This window comes from Pseudomonas sp. GW823-FHT03E05 (assembly GCF_058796855.1).
The window spans coordinates 130,255-152,593 of record NZ_JBXAJB010000001.1 but is presented as its reverse complement, the minus strand read 5'-3'; the positions used below and the strand labels follow the sequence as shown (position 1 = coordinate 152,593).

Genomic DNA, 22,339 nt, shown 5'->3' with positions numbered 1-22,339 from the left:
CGTAGGCTGGGCACGAGGCCGCAGGACTCGCCCAGCGGGCAATCGCGCTGCAACCAGCGAGCGCGGTTGCCTGTCTTGCGGGTTCTGCGAACCCGTTCGCAGCCTACGGCAGCGGCTACAGTGACGGCAGGCCGTTACAGCTCGGCCGCCAGACGCGAACCCTGGTTGATGGCGCGCTTGGCGTCCAGTTCGGCGGCCACATCGGCACCACCGATCAGGTGCACGTTCTGCCCTGCCGCCACCAGGCCGTCCTGCAGTTCACGCAGCGGATCCTGGCCGGCACAGATGACGATGTTGTCCACCGGCAGCACCTGGGGTTCGCTGGCCTCACCGATACGGATATGCAAGCCGGCATCGTCGATCTTCAGGTACTCGACGCTGTTGAGCATCTGCACCTGCTTGTTCTTCAGACCGGTGCGATGGATCCAGCCGGTGGTCTTGCCCAGGCCGTCGCCGACCTTGGTCTTCTTGCGCTGCAAGAGGAACACCTGCCGCGCTGGTGCATGGGGCTCGGGCTTGATCCCGGCCACGCCGCCACGGGCCTGGAGCTGGGTGTCGATGCCCCATTCCTTCCAGAACGCCTGGCGATCCTGGCTGGTGGCCACACCCTGGTGCACGAGGAATTCGGAAACATCGAAGCCGATGCCGCCGGCACCGATCACCGCCACGCTCTTGCCCACCGGCTTGCGCTCGAGCAGCACGTCCAGGTAACTGAGGACCTTGGCGTGCTCCACCCCGGGAATCGCCGGCACGCGAGGGGCAATGCCGGTGGCCAGGATGATTTCGTCAAAGCCGCCGGCCACCAGTTGCTGTACATCGACGCGGGTGTTGAGGCACAGCTCGACATGGCTGGTCTGCAACTTGCGCTTGAAGTAGCGCAGGGTCTCGAAGAACTCTTCCTTGCCCGGCACTCGCTTGGCGATGTTGAACTGGCCGCCGATCTCGCTGGCGGAATCGAACAGGGTCACCTGATGCCCACGCTCGGCGGCCACGGTAGCGGCGGACAGGCCCGCCGGGCCGGCACCGACCACGGCAATCTTCTTGATCTGCTTGACCGGCAGGTAGTTCAGCTCGGTCTCGTGGCAGGCGCGCGGGTTGACCAGGCAACTGGTGAGCTTGCCGCCGAACGTGTGGTCCAGGCACGCCTGGTTGCAGCCGATGCAGGTATTGATTTCGTCGGCGCGGCCTTCGGCGGCCTTGTTGACGAAGTCCGGGTCGGCCAGGAATGGCCGCGCCATGGAGACCATGTCGGCATCGCCCTCGGCGAGGATCTGCTCGGCGACTTCCGGGGTATTGATGCGGTTGGTGGTGATCAGGGGAATGCTCACCGAACCGCGCAGCTTGGCCGTCACCTTGCTGAATGCGGCACGCGGCACCTTGGTGGCGATGGTGGGGATCCGCGCTTCGTGCCAGCCGATCCCGGTGTTGATCAGGGTGGCGCCGGCCTGCTCGATGGCCTGGGCCAGTTGCACGATCTCTTCCCAGGTGCTGCCGCCTTCCACCAGGTCGAGCATCGACAGGCGGAAGATGATGATGAAGTTCGGGCCCACCGCCTCACGTACCCGACGGACGATTTCCACCGGCAGGCGCATGCGGTTTTCATAGCTGCCGCCCCAACGATCGGTGCGGTGGTTGGTGTGGGCGGCCAGGAACTGGTTAATGAAATAACCTTCCGAGCCCATGATCTCGACACCGTCGTATTCGGCCTTCTGGGCCAGAGTCGAGCAGGTGACGAAATCGCGGATCTGCTTCTCGATGCCTTCCTCGTCCAGCTCCTTTGGCTTGAACGGGTTGATCGGTGCCTGGATGGCGCTGGGAGCCACCTGCTTGGGGCTGTAGGCATAACGCCCGGCATGAAGGATCTGCATGCAGATCTTGCCGCCGGCCTCGTGCACCGCACGGGTCACGATCTGGTGCTTGAGTGCCTCATCTTCGGTGGTCAGCTTGGCGGCGCCGGAATACACCCCGCCCTCATCGTTGGGGCCGATGCCGCCGGTGACCATCAGGCCCACGCCGCCCCGGGCACGCTCGGCAAAGTACGCCGCCATGCGCTCGAAGCCGCCGGGCTTTTCTTCCAGACCGGTGTGCATCGACCCCATCAGGGTGCGGTTGCGCAGGGTGGTGAAACCCAGGTCGAGGGGGGCCAGCAAATGCGGGTAAGGTGCTCCAGCCATGGTGTCACTCCAGATCGGGCAATCACGGAAAAATGCGGAAGCTCTGCGGCTTCCATCAGTAGTGCTGCACAGACTAAGAGCAGAACATCGGGCACTCAATGACCGTAACTGACAACTTAATGATCAGAACGAACACCCTTTTACCATCCCCCCCCTTCCTATTAAAGTGCCGCGTAGGCCAGCGCGGCCAGTTGCTGCGGACGGGGATCGATCATGGTGTGCCGGCCCGAGGTGGTGGTGACAAAGCCGAAGCTCACCTCGCGTTCGGGGTCGGCAAAACTGATCGGGCCGCCCAGGCCGATATGACCGAAAGTCTCGGGCCCCATGCCGAGGGAGGCAGCCGGATCGGCCGGTTGCTCCATCATGCAGCCCAGGCCATAGCGCATGGGGCGTCGCCAGATGCGATCCATGTCATTGCTGTGCTCACGGGTGAACTCACTCAACAGGTCGGGCCCGATCAGGCGGCCCCCCAGCAATGCGCTGTAAAAGCCGGCCAGGCCATGGGCGGTGCTGTGGCCGTTGACCCCCGGCTGCCGATAGGCCCACCAGCGGGGGTCGCAGGTGCGCCGGGGGACCATGCCCGGGTTGGTAAAGGCCAGGGTCGCGACATGCTCCGGCTCGGCAATGATCACCTTGCGCAGGTCCTCCGAGTAGTAGTCGCCCACCCGCCCCTCGGCGGCATCGAAATGCGCGATACGCTCAAAATCCTGTTCCTCGACCCCCAGGTAAACCTCCAGGTCATGGGGCCGGGTGATCCGCTCGTGGATGAAGGTGCAAGGCTCTCGACCGTCGACCCGGCGAATCAACTCACCGATGACCCAGCCAAAAATAGTGGTGGCATACCCCAACCCGGTTCCTGGCTGCCACCACAATGGCTCGGCAGCCAGGATCTCAACCATGTGCTCCCAGTCATACATCATGGCGTTGTGATTGGGCCCGCGCAGCGCCGGTATGCCGGAGGTGTGGGTCATGACCTGGCGCACGGTGACCCGCCCCTTGCCGCCCTGGGCAAACTCGGGCCAGTAGCGGGCCACCGGCGCGTCGAGCTCCAGCTTGCCCTCCTCCACCAGCATCAGGGCAGCCACTGCGGCCAAGGGCTTGATGGTGCAGAAGGTATTGGCCAGGGTGCCGTGGTGCCACGGCTTGTTGCCCTCCAGGTCCGCCACGCCGGCCCACAGGTCGACCACGGTCTGGCCGCCGACCTGCACACAGAGCCCGGCGCCGCGCTCCTGGGGATCATCGAACATTGCCTCGAAGGCGTGCAGCACGGCTTCGAAACCCTTCGCACATGTTCCTTGCGCTTCCATTCTCAAAACTCCCATCCATCGTCATGCCGCCCTGGCGAGAGTCGGCCAGGGTCAGCATGAGTTAAAAACCGAAACCAAGAGGCCGGTTGCATTCGTCAACGGCAATGCAAACCTGTGATAACAAGAGCAATAGAGGTGCAAAAGATCTTCAGCCTCTGGACTGAAAGTGGACCGTATCCAACTTGAAACGATTTGCCCGCTTGTAGGTACCGAAGTCATTGAAACGAACTCCGGCCTTCCCCATGACTTCATGGGCATAGGGCGCCGTCATCTGTCGAAGATAAAAAGGATCTTTCACGACAAAATGGTGAATACTGTGAGTACTGCCAAAGTTGAAACAGAACAACTGGAACGGCCACAACAGCCAATGGTTCATTACTTGGGTTTGCTGTAGAGCATTGCGTGGCGCAACATCACCATAATAATGCATATTGGAACTGATGAAATACAGGCAGAACTGTCGAATCATATTCGGCGCAACAACAATGACCACTGCACAATCAATCACGTTCATCACTTGCAGCACTAACGGCGAACTTGGTGGCGGCACTCCTGCCAGGCCGCCCAGCCAGGTAGACAAGTGATAACCCAGGAACACATACCAGCTGCCCCAGTACAGGAGCCCGAAAGGGGTATTGAGGCGAATGATCCTGGCCAGCAGTTTCATTTTCTGCCGCCAGCCCGGCGCGCAGACCGCATTTACAAAGCCGAACAGGAAGCCATCCATCAGCTTCAGCAGCCTGAGAATGCCCCAGGGGTTGCCGCTGGTGGTGATCCAGGCCTCGACATCGGTGGCGGTTCCGGATTCCTTGTGATGATGAAAGTGCAGGCCGCGCCTGAGCCAGGGGCTGGGCATTCCCGGGCGCGTCAGCCAGCACAGCAGCATCATGAAGTTATGGGCCAGAGGCTGTTTCCGGAAATACAGACGGTGAATCAGGTCATGTTCAAGTTCATGAATGATCGAGGTCGACAGCGCGTTTACCAAGATGCACAACCACGCGGGCATGATGCCCTTCACATACAACACACCAGTCACCACCATAACTGTCACCGAAACAGCCATGGCACTTGCACCCAGGGCGTTCTGATAGTTCAGGACAGGATAGCGTCTGCGTAGTTCGTTACCATGCTCGGTAATTTGGCGGGTGACTTCTTCGATCTTTTGCTGGTCAGTTACGGAGCGACCGCAATCAAGTTCCTTTTCTATGGAGTTCATCACTTCATCCTTTGAAGAAAATGAGTGGAGGCGAACTTCAATAGAAAGACATACTTCGATAGCAAAACAACCAATTGGGCCGAAACGGCGGCTACAACTGATAAGTGGCCCCCTGGACCGCTGGTTTTTTTAACAACTGTTATGAATGACCCAGCAGTCCACTTTGGAACTATTAGTTCGCCACTACTGAGCCTCTTTGGGTAAGTCCTGAAGAACTTTCAAGATTGCTTCATTGTCGAACAACCCATCAACGTGCAAAACCTCAAACTTCGAAGAAAGTAGGGGCAACTGCACTAAACCTGACTCGCTCGACGCAGGACCGCAGCACCCTGCCAGCCCTCTCCCCCCTGAGGCGACATCGCAGGCGCAGCCCAGGTAAAAGCCCGAAACGCCACGGAAAATGACCCATTTCATGCAAAAAACCGCTCTAACACACTGTTTTCCTGTACCTTTGGTCCAAATATCCGAGAAATGTCACGATCCAGCACACGGCCGCTGACTGTTTTCCCATGCGCAAACTTCTCTACATCATCCTCACCCTGGCCCTGCTTGCCGCCATCACCAGCTACGCCATCTGGACCCGTGATCGTCCAGGGGCGCACTACCTGTCGGACCTGCGTATCCAGCTCGCGGTGGACCAGGGTGTGCCTGCCGACCACGGCAACCTGCTGGCAATCCAGCCCGAGCTGTTCCCCACCGACTACCAGAGCATCGAGCGCCTGCATCGCAAGCTTGCGGCCTACATGCAGCAAGCCCGTGACAAGGGCCTGGTCAATGACAAGACCATCGTCGTGCTGCCCGAGCATGTCGGCACCTGGCTGATGGTCAGTGGTGAAAAGAATGAGCTGTATCAGGCCACCTCGCTGAAGGAGGCAATGAACTGGCTGGCGGTGAGCAACCCGCTGCCGTTTCTCAAGGCGCTGATCAGCGCCAGGGGTGACAGCCGCCTGGACGATGCGTACCTGCGCATGAAGGCCAAGAGGATGGCTCGGGACTATCAGTCGCTGTTCGGCGGCCTGGCCAAGGAGTTTCATGTGACCCTGGTGGCCGGCAGCATCATTCTTCCAGAACCCAGTGTCAGCCAGGGCAACCTGCAGATCGGCAGCGGCGCCCTGTACAACAGCAGCCTGGTGTTTGGCAGCGATGGCCTGCCCATGGGCCAGCCCCAGCGGCAGATCTACCCGACCTACGCCGAAAGCGGCTACGTGAAGGGCGATGCCGACAAAGCGCTGGAGGTTATCGACACCCCGGCCGGGCGCCTCGGTGTGCTGATCGGCAGCGACAGCTGGTACCCCGACAACTACCGCAAGCTCAATGACCAGCACGCCCAACTGGTGGCGGTCCCGGCCTTTGTCATGGGCCGTGATGGCTGGGACAAACCCTGGCGCGGATACAAGAGCATCGCCACCCCCAGCGAAGTCAGCCTCAAGCCCGAGGAAGTCAGCGAGGGGGAGGCCTGGCATCGCCTGACACTGACTGCGCGCGCACCCAGCAGCCTGGCCAGCGCCGGGGTCAGCGTGTTCCTGCGCGGCCAGTTCTGGGACCAACGCAGCAGTGGCCAGAGTTTCATCAACAGCAACGGCCAGACCTTTGCCGACGATGGCAACCGCGGCGCCCGTCTGCTGAACATCTGGTTGTAGGCCAATGAAAACCCCACCGATGCGCCTGGGCGACTTGTCGGTGGGCTTCGTCCATAGCCTGGTAGACGCGGTCCTCAGCTACGGGCAGGACCCCACCCCACTGCTGGAACAGTACGCCCTGGACGCCGCGCGCCTGGCCGAAGCAGGAGCGCGGCTGTCAATCCCGCGCTACATGCGCCTTGGCCACGGGGCGATCCAGCTGACCGGAGACCCGGCCCTGGGCTTGCGCATGGGCCGCCTGAGCCGGCTGAGCCAGGCCGGCCTGGCCGGAGTGACCGCAGCCCAGGCCCCCACCGTGCGCGAAGCCGCCCGCTGCCTGACCCGCTTCGAAGCTCTGTATGGCTCCAACTATCGCGGCCAGTCGAGCTTTCATGAGGATGCCAGCGGCGCCTGGCTGTGCTTCTACTCCATCAGCCCGTACAACGCCTACAACCGCTTCGTGGTGGACTCGATCATCTCCGGCTGGCTGCAGCAGTTGTCCAGCGTCGCCGACCAAGCGATCCACGCCGAACAGATCGATATCGAATTCCAGCGCCCGGACTACCACGAGGCCTATGCGGTACTCGGCCCCACGCCTATCCAGTTCGGCGCCGAACAGAACCAGCTGCGCCTGAGCCAGGCCAGCCTGGGCCTGCGCAACCCGCAGCATTGCCCGAGCACCTGGCGGCATCTGGTGCAGTTGTGCGAGAGAGAACTGGAACAACTGACCCGCACCCGCAGCCTGCGCGAACGCATCATTCAGATGCTGGGGCCGTTGCTCAATGGCGGCCGCGAGCCGGGCCTGGAAGAAGTGGCGATGCGCCTGAAGCTGCCGACCTGGACCCTGCGGCGCAAGCTGGCGGAAGAAGGGACGCAGTTCCGGGCAATTCTCAATGACACCCGCCGCGACCTGGCCATGACCTACATTCGCGATACTGAACTGGCGTTCGGGGAGATTGCCTATCTGCTGGGCTTTGCCTCAGCCGAGGCGTTTCAACGGGCCTTCAAGCGCTGGAATGGCCAGACCCCCGGGGATTTTCGCCGCAGCCACCGACAATTCGGCTAGAGAAACGGTAAAAAAAACGCCACCGGCGTTACAGCTCGGTGGCGTCTTCTGCAGGTTCCAGAGGATCCAGCTCGAAAGCCTGATACTCCAGCAGTTCCTCTTGGTATTCGTCCATGGCGGACTCCTTTTTCCGTTGTTGAAAGACCTTGTTCAATAGCCCTGTGCCTAATGACCATCGGGATCAGCATAAAGTGCCGGGATGACAGAAAAAATACTACCCCCCAGGTCAGGATTTCTATCATTAAAACGTAACAGCCCGTGAGGAATTTAACCCTCGAACACAGATGCAACTGCAACGATTGCAATTGCAATCATATTTGCCAATCCGTTAGGGTAGCCGCTCTCCCCCCTTGCGGACGGCGCCGAGCATGAACCCATCCTCACTTTTCCCCACTCGCCACAAGGCCCTCGCGCAACAGGCGGCCCAGGCCTGCCTGGACCTGCTCAGGAGCGCCCGCCCCCCTGGCGGTTCGCCACTCAACACCGTGCTGGAGATGGCCAATACCCTGGAGCTGGACCGGCGCACCGCACGCCAGTCCTTTGTGGTGCGCAGCCACAGCGCACCACAAAGGAGTACCCGGATCAGCGCCTGGCCATTGTGGTTCTCCACCGACAGCGCGGAAAAACCCCTGCTCTATCTGCACCGCTGCAGTTCTTCGGCGCAGTTGTGCGCGGTCAGCGCCGAGACCGCGGCGCGGGGCATCCTGTGCAACGACAGTGAGACCCAAACCTCCCCATGGCCCAAGGGTGCCGACCCGTCACTGGCGTTGTGGCTGGCCCACAACCCGCACTGCCTGCCATTCGACCCGGCCACTGGCGCGGAGGCCGAGGCGATTATCCTGGAGGCCCTGCAACGCCTGTATATCGAGGGCCAGCCAGGCTTCTACTACCTGGCCCTGCATGACCATGAGCTGCAACTGGAACTGACGCCCGAGCAACGGCAAGCCGCATTGCAGGGGATGTACAAGGTGACGGACACCACTGCCCACCCAGCGGCGGGGCGCGTGCGACTGCTGGGCGCCGGCCGGGCGTTTGCCCAGGTCAGGGCCGCGGCGGATCTGCTGCAGCGTGATTGGAACGTGGCCAGCCAGCTCTGGAGTTGCCCCAGCTACACCCGCCTGGCGCGGGAAGCGGCTGCGGCGCAGCATTGGAATCGCCTGCATCCTGGGCAGGAGAAGCGCGGCTCACACCTGCAGCGCTGCCTGGCGGATGACTCGGCGCCCGTGATTGCAGTGACTGGCTACGGCCAGGCGGTGGCCGAACAGCTACGCCCTCACCTCAAGGCCGAGCTGGTGGCCCTGGGCACCGACTCCTTCGATGCCGCCCGCGACCCGCGACGCGGCCGCTGCCCCGAGGCTCGCTGGATCGTCGTGCTGGCACTAAAGAGCCTGGCAGACGCTGGGCAATTGCCCATGCAATGCGTGGAACAGGCCATGGCGACCTATGGCCTGCCCTGACGGTACCGGGCTCAGCCCCTGGAGCCTGTGTCGCCACCATTGGCCGCCGCCCGAGCCAGGGTCGCGGTGCGTTCCAGGGCATCGGCAAAGGCGTGTTTCTGCTCGCTGTCCAGTTGCGAGAGAAACAGCTCGGCCACTGTCGCCTCGTAGATTTTCCACATCTTCTTGCGCAGCTTTCGCCCTTCGTCGGTGATGCTGACAAAGGCCGCGCGACCATCGCCCTCACAGCGCGAGCGCTGCACCAGGCCGTCTTTTTCCAGGCGATCCACCAGGCGTGTGAGGTTGTAGCGCTCGATGGCCAGCACATCGGCCAATTCGTGCATGCGCCGGGTACCTGCGGCGCCGCTTTCCAGGCCCCAGAGAGCGTCGTACCAGGCGTACGCCGGCAAGCCGGCCTGGGCCAGGCGGCGCTCGATTTCGCGAATCACCGTCCGGTGAGCCCTGACAAAACGGAACCAGACATCGGGCTCTTTTGAAGACATGCCACACCATCCGAAGGTTTGAAGAAGGGTTGCAATAGTAGCGCATGCCGGGATAGATTCGGCCATGTAGTTGCAATTGCAATTACTTTTCCCGGCGCCGAATACCCTCCGATTCCACAAGAATCCGCGCGCTGGAACCCCGCCCAACACGGAGCCAGGTATGACCCAGAACAACAGTGCAACCCTCGATAACGATCCCCAGGAAACCCGCGAGTGGCTCGACTCTCTGGAGTCGGTGCTGACGGTGGAAGGTCGCCCGCGGGCCCATTACCTGATCGACCAGTTGCTGGATTTCGACGTGGCACGCCACGGCGACTTCCATGGCCGGGTGACCACGCCCTACATCAACACCATTGCCCCCGATCGGCAGCTGCCCTACCCCGGCGACCTGGAGACCGAGCGCAAGCTCAACGCGATGATCCGCTGGAACGCCATGGCCATGGTGCTGCGCGCCGGCAAGCATTCGGGCGTGGGCGGCCACATCGCCACCTATGCTTCGGCAGCCGTGCTCTACGACGTGGGTTTCGATCATTTCTTCCGCGGCCGCAGCGACAGCTTCGACGGTGACATGGTGTACATCCAGGGCCACTCCTCCCCAGGCATCTACGGCCGCGCCTACCTGGAAAGTCGGATCAGCGCCGCCCAGCTCGACAACTTCCGCCGCGAGGCCGACGGCCAGGGCATTTCCTCCTATCCGCACCCCAGGCTGATGCCGGACTTCTGGCAGTTCCCCACTGTATCCATGGGCCTGGGGCCGATCACCGCGGCCTATCAGGCGCGTTTCATGCGCTACCTGGAGCTGCGCGGGCTCAAGCAGCACCAGGGGCGCAAGGTCTGGGCCTTCCTCGGCGACGGCGAAATGGACCAGCCCGAATCCCTGGCGGCGATTTCCCTGGCCGGGCGGGAGAAACTCGACAACCTGATCTTCGTCGTCAACTGCAACCTGCAACGCCTCGATGGCCCGGTACGGGGCAACGCCAAGGTTATCCAGGAGTTCGAAAGCCTGTACCGCGCCGCCGGCTGGAACGTGATCAAGGTGATCTGGGGCAGCGGCTGGGACGCGCTGCTGGAGAAGGACCGCAGCGGCCTGCTGCGCCAGCGCATGATGGAGTGCGTGGATGGCGACTATCAGAACTACAAGTCGCAGAACGGCGCCTATGTACGCGAGCATTTCTTCGGCAAGTACCCGCAATTGCTGGAGCTGGTGGCCGATCTCTCGGACGAGCAGATCTGGAAGCTCTCCCGGGGCGGCCACGACCCGCTCAAGGTCTACAACGCCTATGCCGCCGCAGTACGCCACAGCGGCCGGCCCACGGTGATCCTGGCGAAAACCGTCAAGGGCTTCGGCATGGGCGAGGCCGGCGAAGGCCAGAACATCAACCACCAGCTGAAGAAGATGGGGGCCGAGGCAGTGAAGGCCTTCCGTGATCGCTTCGAACTGCCGGTCAGCGATGAGCAACTGGCTGAAATGCCCTACCTCAAGCCCGCGGCGGACAGCACGGAAGGCCGTTACTTCGCAGCCTGTCGCAGCCGCCTGGGGGGCTATGTGCCGGCTCGCTACAACGACTGCGCACCGCTGCAGATCCCGGCCCTGGAAGCCTTCGCCACCCAGCTCAAGGACACCGGCGACCGGGCGATCTCCACCACCATGGCCTTCGTGCGCATCCTCGGCACCCTGCTCAAGGACCCGCAGATCGGCAAGCGGGTGGTGCCGATCGTGCCTGACGAGTCGCGCACCTTCGGCATGGAAAGCCTGTTCCGCCAGATCGGCATCCACTCGGCGGTGGGCCAGCTCTATACCCCACAGGATGCCGGGCAACTGAGCTACTACAAGGAGAGCAAGGACGGCCAGATCATGCAGGAGGGCCTGAACGAATCCGGGGCGATTTCCTCATGGATCGCCGCCAGTACCTCCTACAGCAACCACCAGGTCATGATCCTGCCCTTCTACATCTTCTATTCGATGTTCGGCTTCCAAAGGATCGGTGACCTGGCCTGGGCCGCCGGCGATGCGCGGGCCCGGGGCTTCCTGCTGGGCGCCACTTCCGGGCGCACCACGCTGATGGGAGAAGGCCTGCAGCACGACGACGGCCACAGCCATATCCTCGCCTCGGTGATCCCCTGCTGCATCTCCTACGACCCGACCTTCGCCTATGAACTGGCGGTGATCATCCATGAAGGCATGCAGCGCATGTATGTGCAGCAGGAGGATGTGTATTACTACATCACCCTGCTCAACGAAAACTACCCACAACCGGCCATGCCCGACGGTGCTCGCGAAGGCATTCTCAAGGGCTTGTACCGCTTCAGCTCAAGCACCGCCCAGGGTGCCAAAGCCCCGCGGGTGCAACTGATGGGCAGCGGCTCGATCCTGCGCGAGGTGATCGCCGCCGGGCAGCTGCTGGAGAAGGACTTCGGGGTGCAGAGCGACATCTGGAGTGCCACCAGCCTCACCGAACTGCGCCGCCAGGGCCTGGCGGCGGAGCGCTGGAACCTGCTGCATCCGCAGCAGCCTCGGCGAGCGGCCTATGTCGAGCAATGCCTGGAAGGCCATCAAGGCCCGCTGGTGGTGGCCACCGACTACATGAAACTGTTCGCCGACCAGATCCGCCCCTTCGTCGAGGGTCGGCGCTTCGTCGCCCTGGGCACCGACGGCTTCGGCCAGTCCGATACCCGGGAAAACCTGCGGCAGTTGTTCGAGGTGGACCGGCATTTCATCGCCCTGGCGGCGTTGAAAGCCCTGGCCGATGACGGGGAGATACCCTACAGCCAGGTCGGCGAAGCCTTGAGCCGCTATCGGATCGACGCTGAAAAAGTCGACCCGAGCTCGGTCTAGGAGCCTTAGTGCCCGCTGCTCGGCAGGGCCGGAATCGGCTCGCTGGGCGGCGGCAGGTTGCTGGCCGGTGGCGGCGTGACGGTTTGTGTGGCGGGCGCTGGCTCGCTGCTGGCTGCCGGCACTATCGGCGCCGCCTCGACCGGAGGAGCCAGGGGTTGCGAGACCGCAGGCTCAGGCTCGGTGGCGGGTGCCGGCGCGGCCACAGGGGCAGGCTCGACCACTGGCTGCGCCTTGGGCTCGGGCTTGGCTGGCGCCTCGGGCTTGTTCTCGGGAACCCCGAGGTCGGCCTTGGGTTTCTCTTCGATATGCGCCGCCTTCTTCGCTTCCTGGGGCAGGAACAACTCCACCAGGGCGAAATAGCGGTCATAGAACTTGGCCGAGGACACGGTTTCGCTGGCCACCTTGACCATCGAATCATCGGTAGAGCCGATCGGCATCGACACCGAGCCCAGCACGCCCACGCCGAGGCTGGCAGAGTTGTTCACCTTCTTCAGCGCATAGCGGTCCTGCAGGGCGTTGGCGAACATCGTCGAACGCTGGTCGCCGCTGCCGTCCTGGGCACAAACCACGTTGAAGCTGATTTCCAGGTGGGTCTCGCCGGTCTGCTGGAAGCTCTTGTGGCCGCTGACCAGCTTCGGATCGTTGCTGGTGATGATGTAGCCCTGGCTGAGCAGGGCACGCCGCGCGGCCTCACAGGAGGCGGCATCGCTCACCGGGTAATTGCGCGAAAACGTGCCGGAATCATCGAAGCTTTCGTGCTCGTAGATGGCGGTCTTGTGCGACGAACAGCCGGCCACCGCAGACAGCAGCAACACCCCGGCCGTGGCGCGCAGATGAAATGATTTAAACATCGAGAATCCTGAGGAAAACGCTCCGGCGCGTATTGTGCAACAGATCAGCGTCCCGCAGCGCGGGTAATTGGTGCCTTAAATTTCTCATCAGTTTACTGACCACTGTTTGCCGGAAAAAGTCGCTCGCTCAAGTGCTCGATCAACACCCGCAGCTTGGCCGCTGCATGTCGGCTCGAGGGCCACAACACCCAGAAGGCGCCGTTGTGCTCCAGGTATGGGTCGAGCACGGTTTGCAACTCGCCACGGCGCACCGCGGCCTGGACCATGAAGTCCGGCAGGCAGGCAATGCCCAGCCCGCTGCGCGCCGCGTGCTCCACCGCCTCGATGGAGCTGCTGGTCAGGCGAGTGGGCAGCACCGGCTCCGGTGCATCCGCTTGAACCTTGAAGGGCCAGGCCTCGAGCTTGCCGGTGTGGTGAAAGGTATGCCGCAGGCAGGAGTGACTGCGCAATTCCTGCGGGGTATGCGGCACGCCGCGCTGCTGGAAATAGCCGGGGCTGCCCACCAGCACCATGCGAAAGCGCCCCAGCTGCCGGGCCAGCAACCGCGAGTCCTTGGGGTTGCCGGTGCGCACTACCAGGTCGAAACCCTCTTCCACCACATCCACCATGCGATCGGAGAGGTCGATATCCAGCTCGATCTGCGGATAGCGTTGCATGAACTCGGCCAGTACCGGCATCAACAACCCATGGACCTGCGGCGCGCTGACCCGCAGCTTGCCCACCGGCGCGCTGGAAGAGTCACATAGCTGGAACTCCGCCGCCTCGACTTCGGCGGCGATCCTGCGGCAGCGTTCGAGGAATCCGGCGCCTTCGGCGGTGAGGCTGATGCTGCGGGTGGTGCGATGAAACAGACGAGTCTCCAGGCGCTCCTCCAGACGGGCGATACTTTTGCCAACCGCCGAGGAAGAGACTCCCAGAAGGCGCCCCGCTTCGGTGAAGCTGCGGGTTTCCGCCACCTGCATAAACACCGGGATACTGCCGAGCCAGTCCATCGCGTCGCTCCGAAATTAAGGACACCTGTGTCCGATAAGTTCGGAACCTTAGCCTATTTTTCCGCCATGAACAGCGCCCTACCCTAGGCCCCTCACTTCCGAACCCACCCATCGGGGCCTTTCCATGAGCAATTGCGTCAATGCCTGCGAACCCTTGCAAGTACCTGCCACAACCCACGAACGCCTGCCTGTCGGCGGCCTGCTGGCCCTGGCAACTGCCGGGTTCATCACCCTGATGACCGAAACCCTGCCCGCCGGCCTGCTACCGCAGATGAGTGCCGACCTGGGTGTGTCTGCAGCGCTGATCGGCCAACTGGTGACCGTCTACGCCCTGGGCTCACTGCTGGCGGCCATTCCGCTGATCCTCCTCACCCAGGGCTGGCGGCGCCGGCCCCTGCTGCTGATCGCCATCGGCGGTTTCGCCGTGGTCAACAGCATCACGGCCCTCTCCACCGAATACAGCCTGATCCTGGTGGCGCGCTTCTTTGCCGGAGTCTTCGCCGGCTTGCTCTGGGCCCTAGTGGCAGGTTATGCCAGCCGCATGGTGGCGCCACACTTGCAGGGCCGGGCGATTACCCTGGCCATGCTCGGCGCGCCGCTGGCGCTGTCGGTGGGCATGCCCGCCGGGACCTGGCTGGGCGCCCTGCTGGGCTGGCGCATGAGTTTCGCCGTGATGACTGTGCTGACCCTGGGCCTGATCGGCTGGGTACTGGTGCAAGTGCCGGATTTCCCCGGGCTGCGGGCGCAGAAGCGCCTGTCGCTGAGTCGTGTCCTGACCCTGCCGGGGATCCGGCCGGTGCTGTTCGTGACCTTCGCCTATGTGCTGGGCCACAACATTCTCTACACCTACATCGCGCCTTTTCTTGAGCCGGCCGGGCTTGGCGGGGAAATCGAGCGGGTGTTGCTGGTGTTCGGCCTGGCCGCCTTGCTGAGCATCTGGCTGGTGGGCCTGCTGATCGACCGCTGGCTGCGTGAGCTGGTACTGGCCAGCTGTCTGCTGTTTATCGGCTCGACCCTGCTGCTGGGCCTGCTCGGCGACCGGCCACTGGCAATCTATGGGGCAATCGCTATCTGGGGGCTGTCCTTTGGCGGCATGGCCACCTTGCTGCAGACTGCGCTGGCCAAGGCCGCCGGCGAGCACGCCGATACCGCGCAGTCGATGCTGGTGACCCTGTGGAACCTGGCAATCGCCGGTGGCGGCCTGGGCGGCGCGCTGCTGCTGCGGGGGCCGGGCGTGGCCACCTTCCCCTGGGTGATTGCCGCCCTGTTGCTGGTGACCTTGCTGGTGGCGATGAACGCCCGGCGCCAGGGCTTCCCTGCCCGAACTTAAAATCCGGCGCCCGGCTCGGGGGGCCGGGGCTCCAGCACCAGGGCTCGTGAAAGAATGCCTAGCCTCGCGAAGCAGGGTTCGCCGGCAAGGCGCCCTCTACCTTCGCCCCTGCACTGGAGCGGGCTTTACGGCTGCGTACCAGCGGCCAGAACAACTCTTGCGTCCAGCTCACGGGTGCCAAGTGTTCGATGCCATAGGCAACGGGCCGGCGCCGAGTGATCTTCGCCGTACCAAACAGCACATCCCAGAGGAACAGCAGGTTGCCGAAGTTGCCCTTGTAATGGGTCACACCATCCTCGGCGCTCAGGCCGTGGTGCGCCGAATGGGTGGACGGCGTAGAAAAGACCCGCTCCAGCAACCACATCAGCGGCCGCAGAAAACCGATGCGGTACAGCTTGTCATCCCAGGCCACACTGCTGTGAGCGGCGAAGATCACCGTCATCTTGAGAATCAGGTAACCGTAGTAGACCGGCGCCAGCCCCAGATAAATCAGCACTCCCGAGAACCAGATGCCGGGCATCAGCAGGTAATAGAAGCTGTTGTTGCGGTAGACGATGCGAATGCTCATGTAGGGCGCCGAATGGTGCGCGCGATGCAACGCGTACAGCGCCGGTACGCGGTGGGTCAATCGGTGCCACCAGTACTGGGTCATGTCATCGAAGACCAGGAACAGCAGCAGGCCGAGTACCCAGGGGATCTGTGCCAGTGCTCCCTTTGCTTCGGGCAGCGATAGCTGCATGAGCGCGCCGCTGGCCCACATCACCAGGGGAAAGGTCACACCGAGCAACAGGCTTGAGCCCACCGCCTCGATCAACACATCACGGCGCTGGCCGCGAGGTTGGCCAAAGGCCGAACAGGTGATTTCCAGGAGGATGAAAAACACAAAGATCGCCGAAACGATCAGCAGCGGGTTGTTGGTCAGCAGGTCGTGGTTCATGGCATTCTCGCTCTTATCCTTGTGGGCATCGCCCCACCATTAGAGATCAGCAAGGCAGCCCGCTCTATGCGCGAACTGGACAGAATTCCGCGAGATCCGGCCAAGGGCATGACCCCGCGTTTCCATCGCGGGCGCCTGGGTGAAGTCCTGCAACGCTTTCTCGATGACCAGAACACCGGCCCCCAGCAGGACTACAACCTGCTGCAGCTGGAGCAGCTGTGGCGCGCCGCGGCAGCGCTGGAGCCGGCCATCGGCCTCAAGCTGTTCGAACGCTTCACCCCCCAGGACTGGCACGTGATCGCCCACGCCAGCCTGTACTGTCCAGATGTCGCCGCGTCCATGGCGTTCTGGGTGCGCTACGCGCCCTTGGGTTCGGATACCGACCGGGTACAGCTGGTGGCGGATACCCGGGGGGCCGGTGTCGAGGTTGATATCGACACATCGGCGCCACTCGGCCGCTACCTGATCGAGCACTATGGCGTCATGTCCATCACTCAGTTGCGCCGTGGCACCGGCCTTACAGTGCAGCCGGTACTGGCCTGCTTCAGCCATCCGCGCCCGGCCTATCACGCGCAGTACCATCACTGGTTCGGCGAGCGGATCGAATTCGATTGCCCGGCCAACCGTTTCTACTTCGACCCGCAAACCCTGCAACTGCCGCTGCAAACCCGCCACGCCGGCATGCTGGAACTGCTGAGCGAGGAGCTGGATCGACGGGTGGCCCTGCACCGGCGACAGAGCGGTTGGGCCGCCAAGGTGGCAGCGGCTTGTCGCCAGGCCCTGGCCGCCGGCCACTCACCAACCCTGGAAAGCCTTTGCGCGCAACTGCATCAAACCCCGCGAACGCTGCGGCGACGCCTGGACGAACAGGGGTTGAGCTTTCGCGAATTGCTCGACCAGACCCGCGCCGAGCTGGAAATGCATCTGCAACTGCAAGGCGAATCCCGGGCCCAGATTGCCCTGCAGTTGGGCTACAACGATCAGGCGGCCTACCTGCATGCACGCAAACGCTGGAAGAACACCCTTGGCTGAGGTTTTTTCCAGCCCAAAAAAAGACCCCGGCATTGCGGCCGGGGTCTTTTCAACACTGTGGGTCAGGCATCAGTAACGCTTGATGTCCGCCTGGTTTTCCAGCTGCTTGCGGTAGGCGGCAAAGTCTTGCTGCCCTACCCGCGAGGCCAGGAAGCGACGGTATTGAGCCTTCTCTTCCTCGGTCGGCGCAGCGGCTTCGTTGACACCATTGAGCTGCAGCACCAATAGGTTGCCATTAGGCAGGGTCACGCTGGTGAAGGTCGGTTTGTCCTTGGACTCAGGCTTGGTCATGCGGAACAGCGCCTGCAGCACGGTCGGATCGATCCCTTCCTGGCCACGGGTCACGGCGTGCGCGACTTTCCAGTCCTGGCCATCCACCGGCTTGTTCAGCGCGGTCTTGCCGTCGCGCAGGCTGGCGATCAGCTCTTCAGCCTTGGTCTTGGCCGCGGCACTGGCGTGCTCTTTGGCCAATTGCGTGCGAATGGCACTGGCAACGCTTTCCAGTGGCAGTTGCTCAGGTTTGCGGTGCTCCTTGGCACGCAGCACTACCACGGTTTCCGGGTCCAGTTCGATGGCGGTGCTATTGGCACCCTCATCGAGGACTTCGGTGCTGAACGCCGCTTGTATCACGGCGCGGTTGGCTGCGATGCCGTCACCACCTTCACGGCCGAATGGCGCGGAAGTGTGGACAGTCAGCTTCAGGTCCTGGGCCGGTTGTGCCAGATCGGACGCTTCGAACGACGAGTCTTCCAGTTGCTTGGTGGCCTCGACGAAACGCTGCTCGACCTGCTGAGTCTTCAGATCCCGGGTCAGCTTGCCCTTGAGGCTGGCGAAGCTCGGCACTTCCGGCGCTTCGACACCCAGCAGCTTGATCAGGTGGAAACCGAAGCCGGTACGTACCGGCGCCGATACCTGGTCCTTGTTCAAGGCGTACAGGGCTTTCTCGAAGGTTGGGTCATAGACGCCAGGACCTGCGAAACCCAGGTCGCCGCCGTTGCTGGCCGAACCCGGGTCCTGGGAGAACTCCTTGGCCAATGCCTCGAAGCTTTCGCCCTTGGCCAGACGTGCCTGGATCTCTTCGATCTTGGCCTTGGCCTGGGCCTCATTCACCTTGTCATTGACTTCGATGAGGATGTGCGCGGCACGGCGTTGCTCGGACAGGTTGGCAATTTCCTTCTGATACAGCGCTTGCAGGTCCTCGTCCTTGACGCTGACCTGATCGAAGAAGGCGGCCTTCTTCAATTCGATGTAATCAATCACCACCTGGTCCGGAGTCATGAACTCCTTGGCGTGCTGGTCGTAGTACGCCTTGACCTCGTCGTCGGTCAGCTTGACCGCTGCCGGGTCGGCCTTGATGGTCAGGGAAGCGAAGTCACGGGTCTGCTTTTCCAGACGGGCGAATGCCAGCACCTGGGCGTCGGTGACAAAACCGCTGCCTGCCAGACCGGCGCGTACCTGGCCGATCAGCATTTCCTGAGTCAGCATCTGGCGAAATTGCAGGCGGGTGTAACCCAGTTGACGGATCACCTGGTCGAAACGCTCGGGGCTGAACTTGCCATCAACCTGGAACTCCGGCGTTTGCAGAATGACCTGGTCCAGCGCACCTTCGGAGAACGCGAACTTGGAATCCTGCGCACCTTGCAGCAACAGCTTGCGGTCGATCAGCCCTTTGAGAGCAGCTTCGCGCAGCATCTTCTCGTCCAACAGGGAGGCATCGAAGTCTTTGCCCAGCTGCTGCATCAACTGACGACGTTGCATGTCGACGGCCTGGCTCAACTCGTTCTGAGTGATTTCCTCACCGTTGACCTTGGCCGCGTCCTGATTGTGGGTAGTGGCCTTGAAAATGGCATCGAATCCCGTCAACGCCAACAGCGCGACGATAACCCCGATGATGGTTTTGGCAATCCAGCCTTGTGAATTGTCCCTGATATTCTGCAGCATGCGTCCCCCAGAAACGGTTGTACTTCAATTTGAGCAACCGTGGAGCGTGGGTAGAGTCCGGATAGAAGAAAGGCGCATCCGAGGATGCGCCTTCTCGTAACTGGCGGAGCGGACGAAGGTTAAACCCGCGACCCTCGGCGTGAACCGGTGGTAGACCGGTTGACTAGCGCCCCGCTGCCAGATCAGGCATGACCCCGACCCGGATGGGCAAAGACCCTGAAGAAACTTAGTTAACGGCTTCTTTCAGTGCTTTACCGGCTTTGAAACCTGGCTTTTTAGCAGCAGCGATTTCCAGAGTCTTACCGGTCTGTGGGTTACGACCGATACGCGCTGGACGATCAGTTACGGAGAAAGTACCGAAACCAACCAGCACCACAGAGTCACCGGCCTTCAGAGCGCCAGTAACGGATTCGATTACTGCGTCCAGCGCACGGCCAGCAGCAGCTTTCGGGAGATCAGCAGATGCAGCGATAGCATCAATCAGTTCCGACTTGTTCACTCTAAGTCCCCTTATATATCTATGAGTATGATTCTAAGTTTTTTGGTGAAAGCAAAAACGAGTGCTGAATGGCCTACAGACACTTAAGAGCCGCTTTATAACAAGGGCTCTAAAAAGCTGTCAAGGAAGCCCCCCAGGCTAATGCGTACTAATGCGTGCTAATTCTTTCCTTAGAGTCAGACTCGCGTTTTTCGTCCTTTGCGACTATCTCGGGAGCCACATCCGGCAAGGGCTCCGGCGCGTATTGCAGCGCAATTTGCAGGACTTCGTCAATCCATTTAACCGGTTTAATCTGCAGATCCTGCTTGATATTGTCAGGAATTTCTTTCAAATCGCGAACATTCTCTTCCGGAATGATCACTGTCTTGATTCCACCCCGATGAGCGGCGAGTAATTTCTCTTTCAACCCGCCGATAGCCAATACCTGACCACGCAGGGTGATCTCCCCCGTCATTGCCACATCAGCCCGCACCGGAATGCCGGTCAGCGCCGAAACCAGCGCCGTGCACATGCCTACACCAGCGCTGGGGCCGTCTTTCGGGGTCGCCCCTTCAGGCATGTGGATATGGGTGTCGCGCTTCTCGTGGAAGTCCAGGGGAATGCCCAGGCTCTTGGCCCGGCTGCGCACCACGGTCAGTGCTGCAGTGATCGACTCGACCATCACATCGCCCAGGGAACCGGTCTTGATCAACTGACCCTTGCCCGGAACCACAGCGGCTTCGATGGTCAGCAGTTCACCGCCCACTTGAGTCCATGCCAACCCGGTCACCTGACCGATCTGGTCTTGCTGCTCGGCCAGGCCGTAGCGGAATTTGCGCACGCCGAGGAAGTGCTCCAGCAGGTCGGAAGTGACCTTCACCGAGAAGCGCTTTTCCATCGCATGCTCTTTCACCGCCTTGCGGCAAACCTTGGCAATCTGCCGCTCCAGGCCGCGTACACCGGCCTCGCGGGTGTAGTAGCGAATGATGTCGCGGATCGCATCCGGCTCGAATTCCAGCTCGCCCTTCTTCAGGCCGTTGGCCTGAATCTGCTTGGGCGAGAGGTACTTGACCGCGATGTTGATCTTCTCGTCCTCGGTGTAGCCAGGCAGACGAATTACCTCCATCCGGTCCAGCAAGGCCGGCGGAATATTCATCGAGTTGGAGGTGCAGAGGAACATCACATCGGACAAGTCGTAATCGACTTCCAGGTAGTGATCGTTGAAATTATGGTTCTGCTCGGGGTCCAGCACCTCGAGCAATGCCGAGGCCGGATCACCGCGCATATCGCTGCCCATCTTGTCGATTTCGTCGAGCAAGAACAGTGGGTTGCGCACCCCCACTTTTGTCATCTTTTGAATCAATCTTCCTGGCATCGAACCGATATAAGTCCGACGATGACCACGAATCTCCGCCTCGTCACGCACGCCACCCAGGGCCATGCGTACGAACTTGCGGTTGGTAGCGTTGGCGATCGACTCCGCCAGGGAGGTCTTACCCACCCCAGGAGGCCCCACCAGGCACAGTACCGGGCCACGAATCTTTTTCACCCGTTTCTGTACGGCGAGGTATTCGAGAATCCGTTCCTTGACCTCTTCCAGGCCATAGTGGTCGGCATCGAGAATATCTTCGGCACGTGCCAGATCGAGACGAACCTTGCTCTGTGCCTTCCACGGCACCTGAACCAGCCAGTCGATATACGAGCGAACAACAGTAGCCTCGGCAGACATCGGCGACATCTGCTTGAGCTTGTTCAGTTCGGCCTGAGCCTTGGTCATCGCGTCTTTTGGCAGGCCTGCGGCATCGATACGCTTTTTCAGCTCCTCGATTTCGTTGTGCCCTTCGTCGCCATCACCCAGTTCTTTCTGAATGGCCTTCATCTGCTCATTCAGGTAGTACTCGCGCTGGCTGCGCTCCATTTGCTTCTTGACGCGACCACGGATGCGCTTTTCCACTTGCAGCAGATCGATCTCGGCGTCCAGCAATGCCAGGACATGCTCGACCCGAGCGGACAGATCGATGATCTCGAGGATTTCCTGCTTCTGCTCGATCTTCAACGCCATGTGCGCAGCCATGGTATCCACCAGGCGGCTTGGCTCATCGATGCTATTGAGGGACGACAACACCTCGGCAGGGACCTTCTTGCCCAGTTGCACGTACTGCTCGAACTGGGAAAGCAGACTGCGAACAAACACTTCCGACTCACGGTCAGGAGCATCGACTTCGTCAATCAGGGAGACTTCGGCACGGCAATGGCCATCAACTTCGCTGAAGCGCTCAACAGCACCACGCTGTTCGCCTTCAACCAATACCTTGACGGTGCCATCAGGCAATTTGAGCAACTGCAAGACAGTCGCAATGGTACCTACGCGATAGAGTGCATCTTCACCGGGATCGTCATCAGCAGGGTTTCTCTGCGCCAGCAAGAGAATCTGCTTGTCGCCCGTCATCGCTGCCTCGAGGGCTTCGATCGACTTCTCGCGCCCCACGAACAGCGGGATAACCATGTGCGGATAAACCACAACATCACGCAATGGCAGGAGAGGCAATTCGATGGTTGTCTTCATGATTTCGCCTCTACGGCGGCCGTAAGGCCGTAAACAGATGGAAGTAAGCTTGAAA

General features: G+C 61.6%; 17 protein-coding genes. 6 read left to right on the top strand and 11 right to left on the bottom strand.

The genetic code is table 11. The annotated features are described in order from the left end of the window. Positions 1-134 precede the first annotated feature (134 nt). The 3 genes from AC1RCO_RS00620 to AC1RCO_RS00610 all read right to left on the bottom strand — a co-directional run bounded on the left by AC1RCO_RS00620 (position 135) and on the right by AC1RCO_RS00610 (position 4,697). Positions 135-2,174 carry an NADPH-dependent 2,4-dienoyl-CoA reductase gene (locus tag AC1RCO_RS00620; RefSeq protein WP_065363214.1) on the bottom strand — a complete coding sequence of 680 codons (2,040 nt, stop codon included), beginning with the start codon at positions 2,172-2,174 and terminating at the stop codon, positions 135-137. Between the two features lie 161 nt (positions 2,175-2,335). Next, positions 2,336-3,481, bottom strand: a complete 1,146-nt coding sequence (locus AC1RCO_RS00615) for an EstA family serine hydrolase (RefSeq protein ID WP_011062257.1) — start codon at positions 3,479-3,481, stop codon at positions 2,336-2,338. Between the two features lie 148 nt (positions 3,482-3,629). Continuing rightward, entirely contained in the window at positions 3,630-4,697 is a 1,068-nt protein-coding gene (locus tag AC1RCO_RS00610) for a fatty acid desaturase (protein ID WP_220222959.1), read from the bottom strand. Between the two features lie 509 nt (positions 4,698-5,206). Here AC1RCO_RS00610 and AC1RCO_RS00605 point away from each other — a divergent pair. Next, a complete protein-coding gene (locus AC1RCO_RS00605) occupies positions 5,207-6,337 on the top strand; it encodes a carbon-nitrogen hydrolase family protein (protein WP_019093771.1) in 1,131 nt (376 codons plus the stop codon). A 4-nt stretch (positions 6,338-6,341) separates the two neighbouring features. Further along, entirely contained in the window at positions 6,342-7,382 is a 1,041-nt protein-coding gene (locus AC1RCO_RS00600; RefSeq protein WP_077934513.1) for an AraC family transcriptional regulator, read from the top strand. A gap of 28 nt (positions 7,383-7,410) precedes the next feature. Here AC1RCO_RS00600 and AC1RCO_RS00595 read toward each other — a convergent pair whose 3' ends face one another. Next, on the bottom strand, positions 7,411-7,536 hold the full coding sequence (locus AC1RCO_RS00595; RefSeq protein ID WP_011062261.1) for a hypothetical protein: 126 nt from the start codon (positions 7,534-7,536) through the stop codon (positions 7,411-7,413). Between the two features lie 214 nt (positions 7,537-7,750). Here AC1RCO_RS00595 and AC1RCO_RS00590 point away from each other — a divergent pair, with 214 nt between their 5' ends. Beyond that, complete coding sequence (locus AC1RCO_RS00590) at positions 7,751-8,839, top strand: transketolase-like TK C-terminal-containing protein (protein WP_492617220.1); 1,089 nt, start codon at positions 7,751-7,753, stop codon at positions 8,837-8,839. 11 nt (positions 8,840-8,850) lie between these two features. Here AC1RCO_RS00590 and AC1RCO_RS00585 read toward each other — a convergent pair whose 3' ends face one another. Beyond that, positions 8,851-9,321: a MarR family winged helix-turn-helix transcriptional regulator gene (locus AC1RCO_RS00585; protein ID WP_019093768.1), complete on the bottom strand. Its 471-nt coding sequence runs from the start codon at positions 9,319-9,321 to the stop codon at positions 8,851-8,853. Between the two features lie 160 nt (positions 9,322-9,481). Between AC1RCO_RS00585 and aceE the strand changes: the two genes are divergently transcribed. Beyond that, on the top strand, positions 9,482-12,157 hold the full coding sequence (aceE, locus tag AC1RCO_RS00580; RefSeq protein ID WP_492617219.1) for a pyruvate dehydrogenase (acetyl-transferring), homodimeric type: 2,676 nt from the start codon (positions 9,482-9,484) through the stop codon (positions 12,155-12,157). Positions 12,158-12,162: 5 nt separating this feature from the next. Here the strand turns inward: aceE and AC1RCO_RS00575 are convergent, their stop codons facing one another. Further along, positions 12,163-13,008: a DUF2242 domain-containing protein gene (locus AC1RCO_RS00575; RefSeq protein ID WP_015636345.1), complete on the bottom strand. Its 846-nt coding sequence runs from the start codon at positions 13,006-13,008 to the stop codon at positions 12,163-12,165. 92 nt (positions 13,009-13,100) lie between these two features. Next, the gene (locus AC1RCO_RS00570) at positions 13,101-14,000 is read right to left on the bottom strand and encodes a LysR family transcriptional regulator (RefSeq protein WP_401334786.1); all 900 of its coding nucleotides are present in this window, start codon (positions 13,998-14,000) and stop codon (positions 13,101-13,103) included. A 124-nt stretch (positions 14,001-14,124) separates the two neighbouring features. On the opposite strand from AC1RCO_RS00570, the gene AC1RCO_RS00565 reads away from it, so the two are divergent. Beyond that, the gene (locus AC1RCO_RS00565; RefSeq protein WP_492617218.1) at positions 14,125-15,330 is read left to right on the top strand and encodes an MFS transporter; all 1,206 of its coding nucleotides are present in this window, start codon (positions 14,125-14,127) and stop codon (positions 15,328-15,330) included. Between the two features lie 58 nt (positions 15,331-15,388). Here AC1RCO_RS00565 and AC1RCO_RS00560 read toward each other — a convergent pair whose 3' ends face one another. Continuing rightward, the gene (locus AC1RCO_RS00560; RefSeq protein ID WP_207240008.1) at positions 15,389-16,267 is read right to left on the bottom strand and encodes a sterol desaturase family protein; all 879 of its coding nucleotides are present in this window, start codon (positions 16,265-16,267) and stop codon (positions 15,389-15,391) included. Between the two features lie 66 nt (positions 16,268-16,333). Here AC1RCO_RS00560 and AC1RCO_RS00555 point away from each other — a divergent pair, with 66 nt between their 5' ends. Then, the gene (locus AC1RCO_RS00555; protein ID WP_207240007.1) at positions 16,334-17,299 is read left to right on the top strand and encodes an AraC family transcriptional regulator ligand-binding domain-containing protein; all 966 of its coding nucleotides are present in this window, start codon (positions 16,334-16,336) and stop codon (positions 17,297-17,299) included. A 69-nt stretch (positions 17,300-17,368) separates the two neighbouring features. On the opposite strand, the gene AC1RCO_RS00550 is transcribed toward AC1RCO_RS00555, so the two are convergent. The 3 genes from AC1RCO_RS00550 to lon form a co-directional block, all read right to left on the bottom strand. Next, a complete protein-coding gene (locus AC1RCO_RS00550) occupies positions 17,369-19,240 on the bottom strand; it encodes a SurA N-terminal domain-containing protein (RefSeq protein ID WP_103290744.1) in 1,872 nt (623 codons plus the stop codon). Between the two features lie 226 nt (positions 19,241-19,466). Then, entirely contained in the window at positions 19,467-19,739 is a 273-nt protein-coding gene (locus tag AC1RCO_RS00545) for an HU family DNA-binding protein (protein WP_011062271.1), read from the bottom strand. Positions 19,740-19,887: 148 nt separating this feature from the next. Next, the gene (gene lon, locus AC1RCO_RS00540; protein WP_011062272.1) at positions 19,888-22,284 is read right to left on the bottom strand and encodes an endopeptidase La; all 2,397 of its coding nucleotides are present in this window, start codon (positions 22,282-22,284) and stop codon (positions 19,888-19,890) included. Positions 22,285-22,339 lie beyond the last annotated feature (55 nt).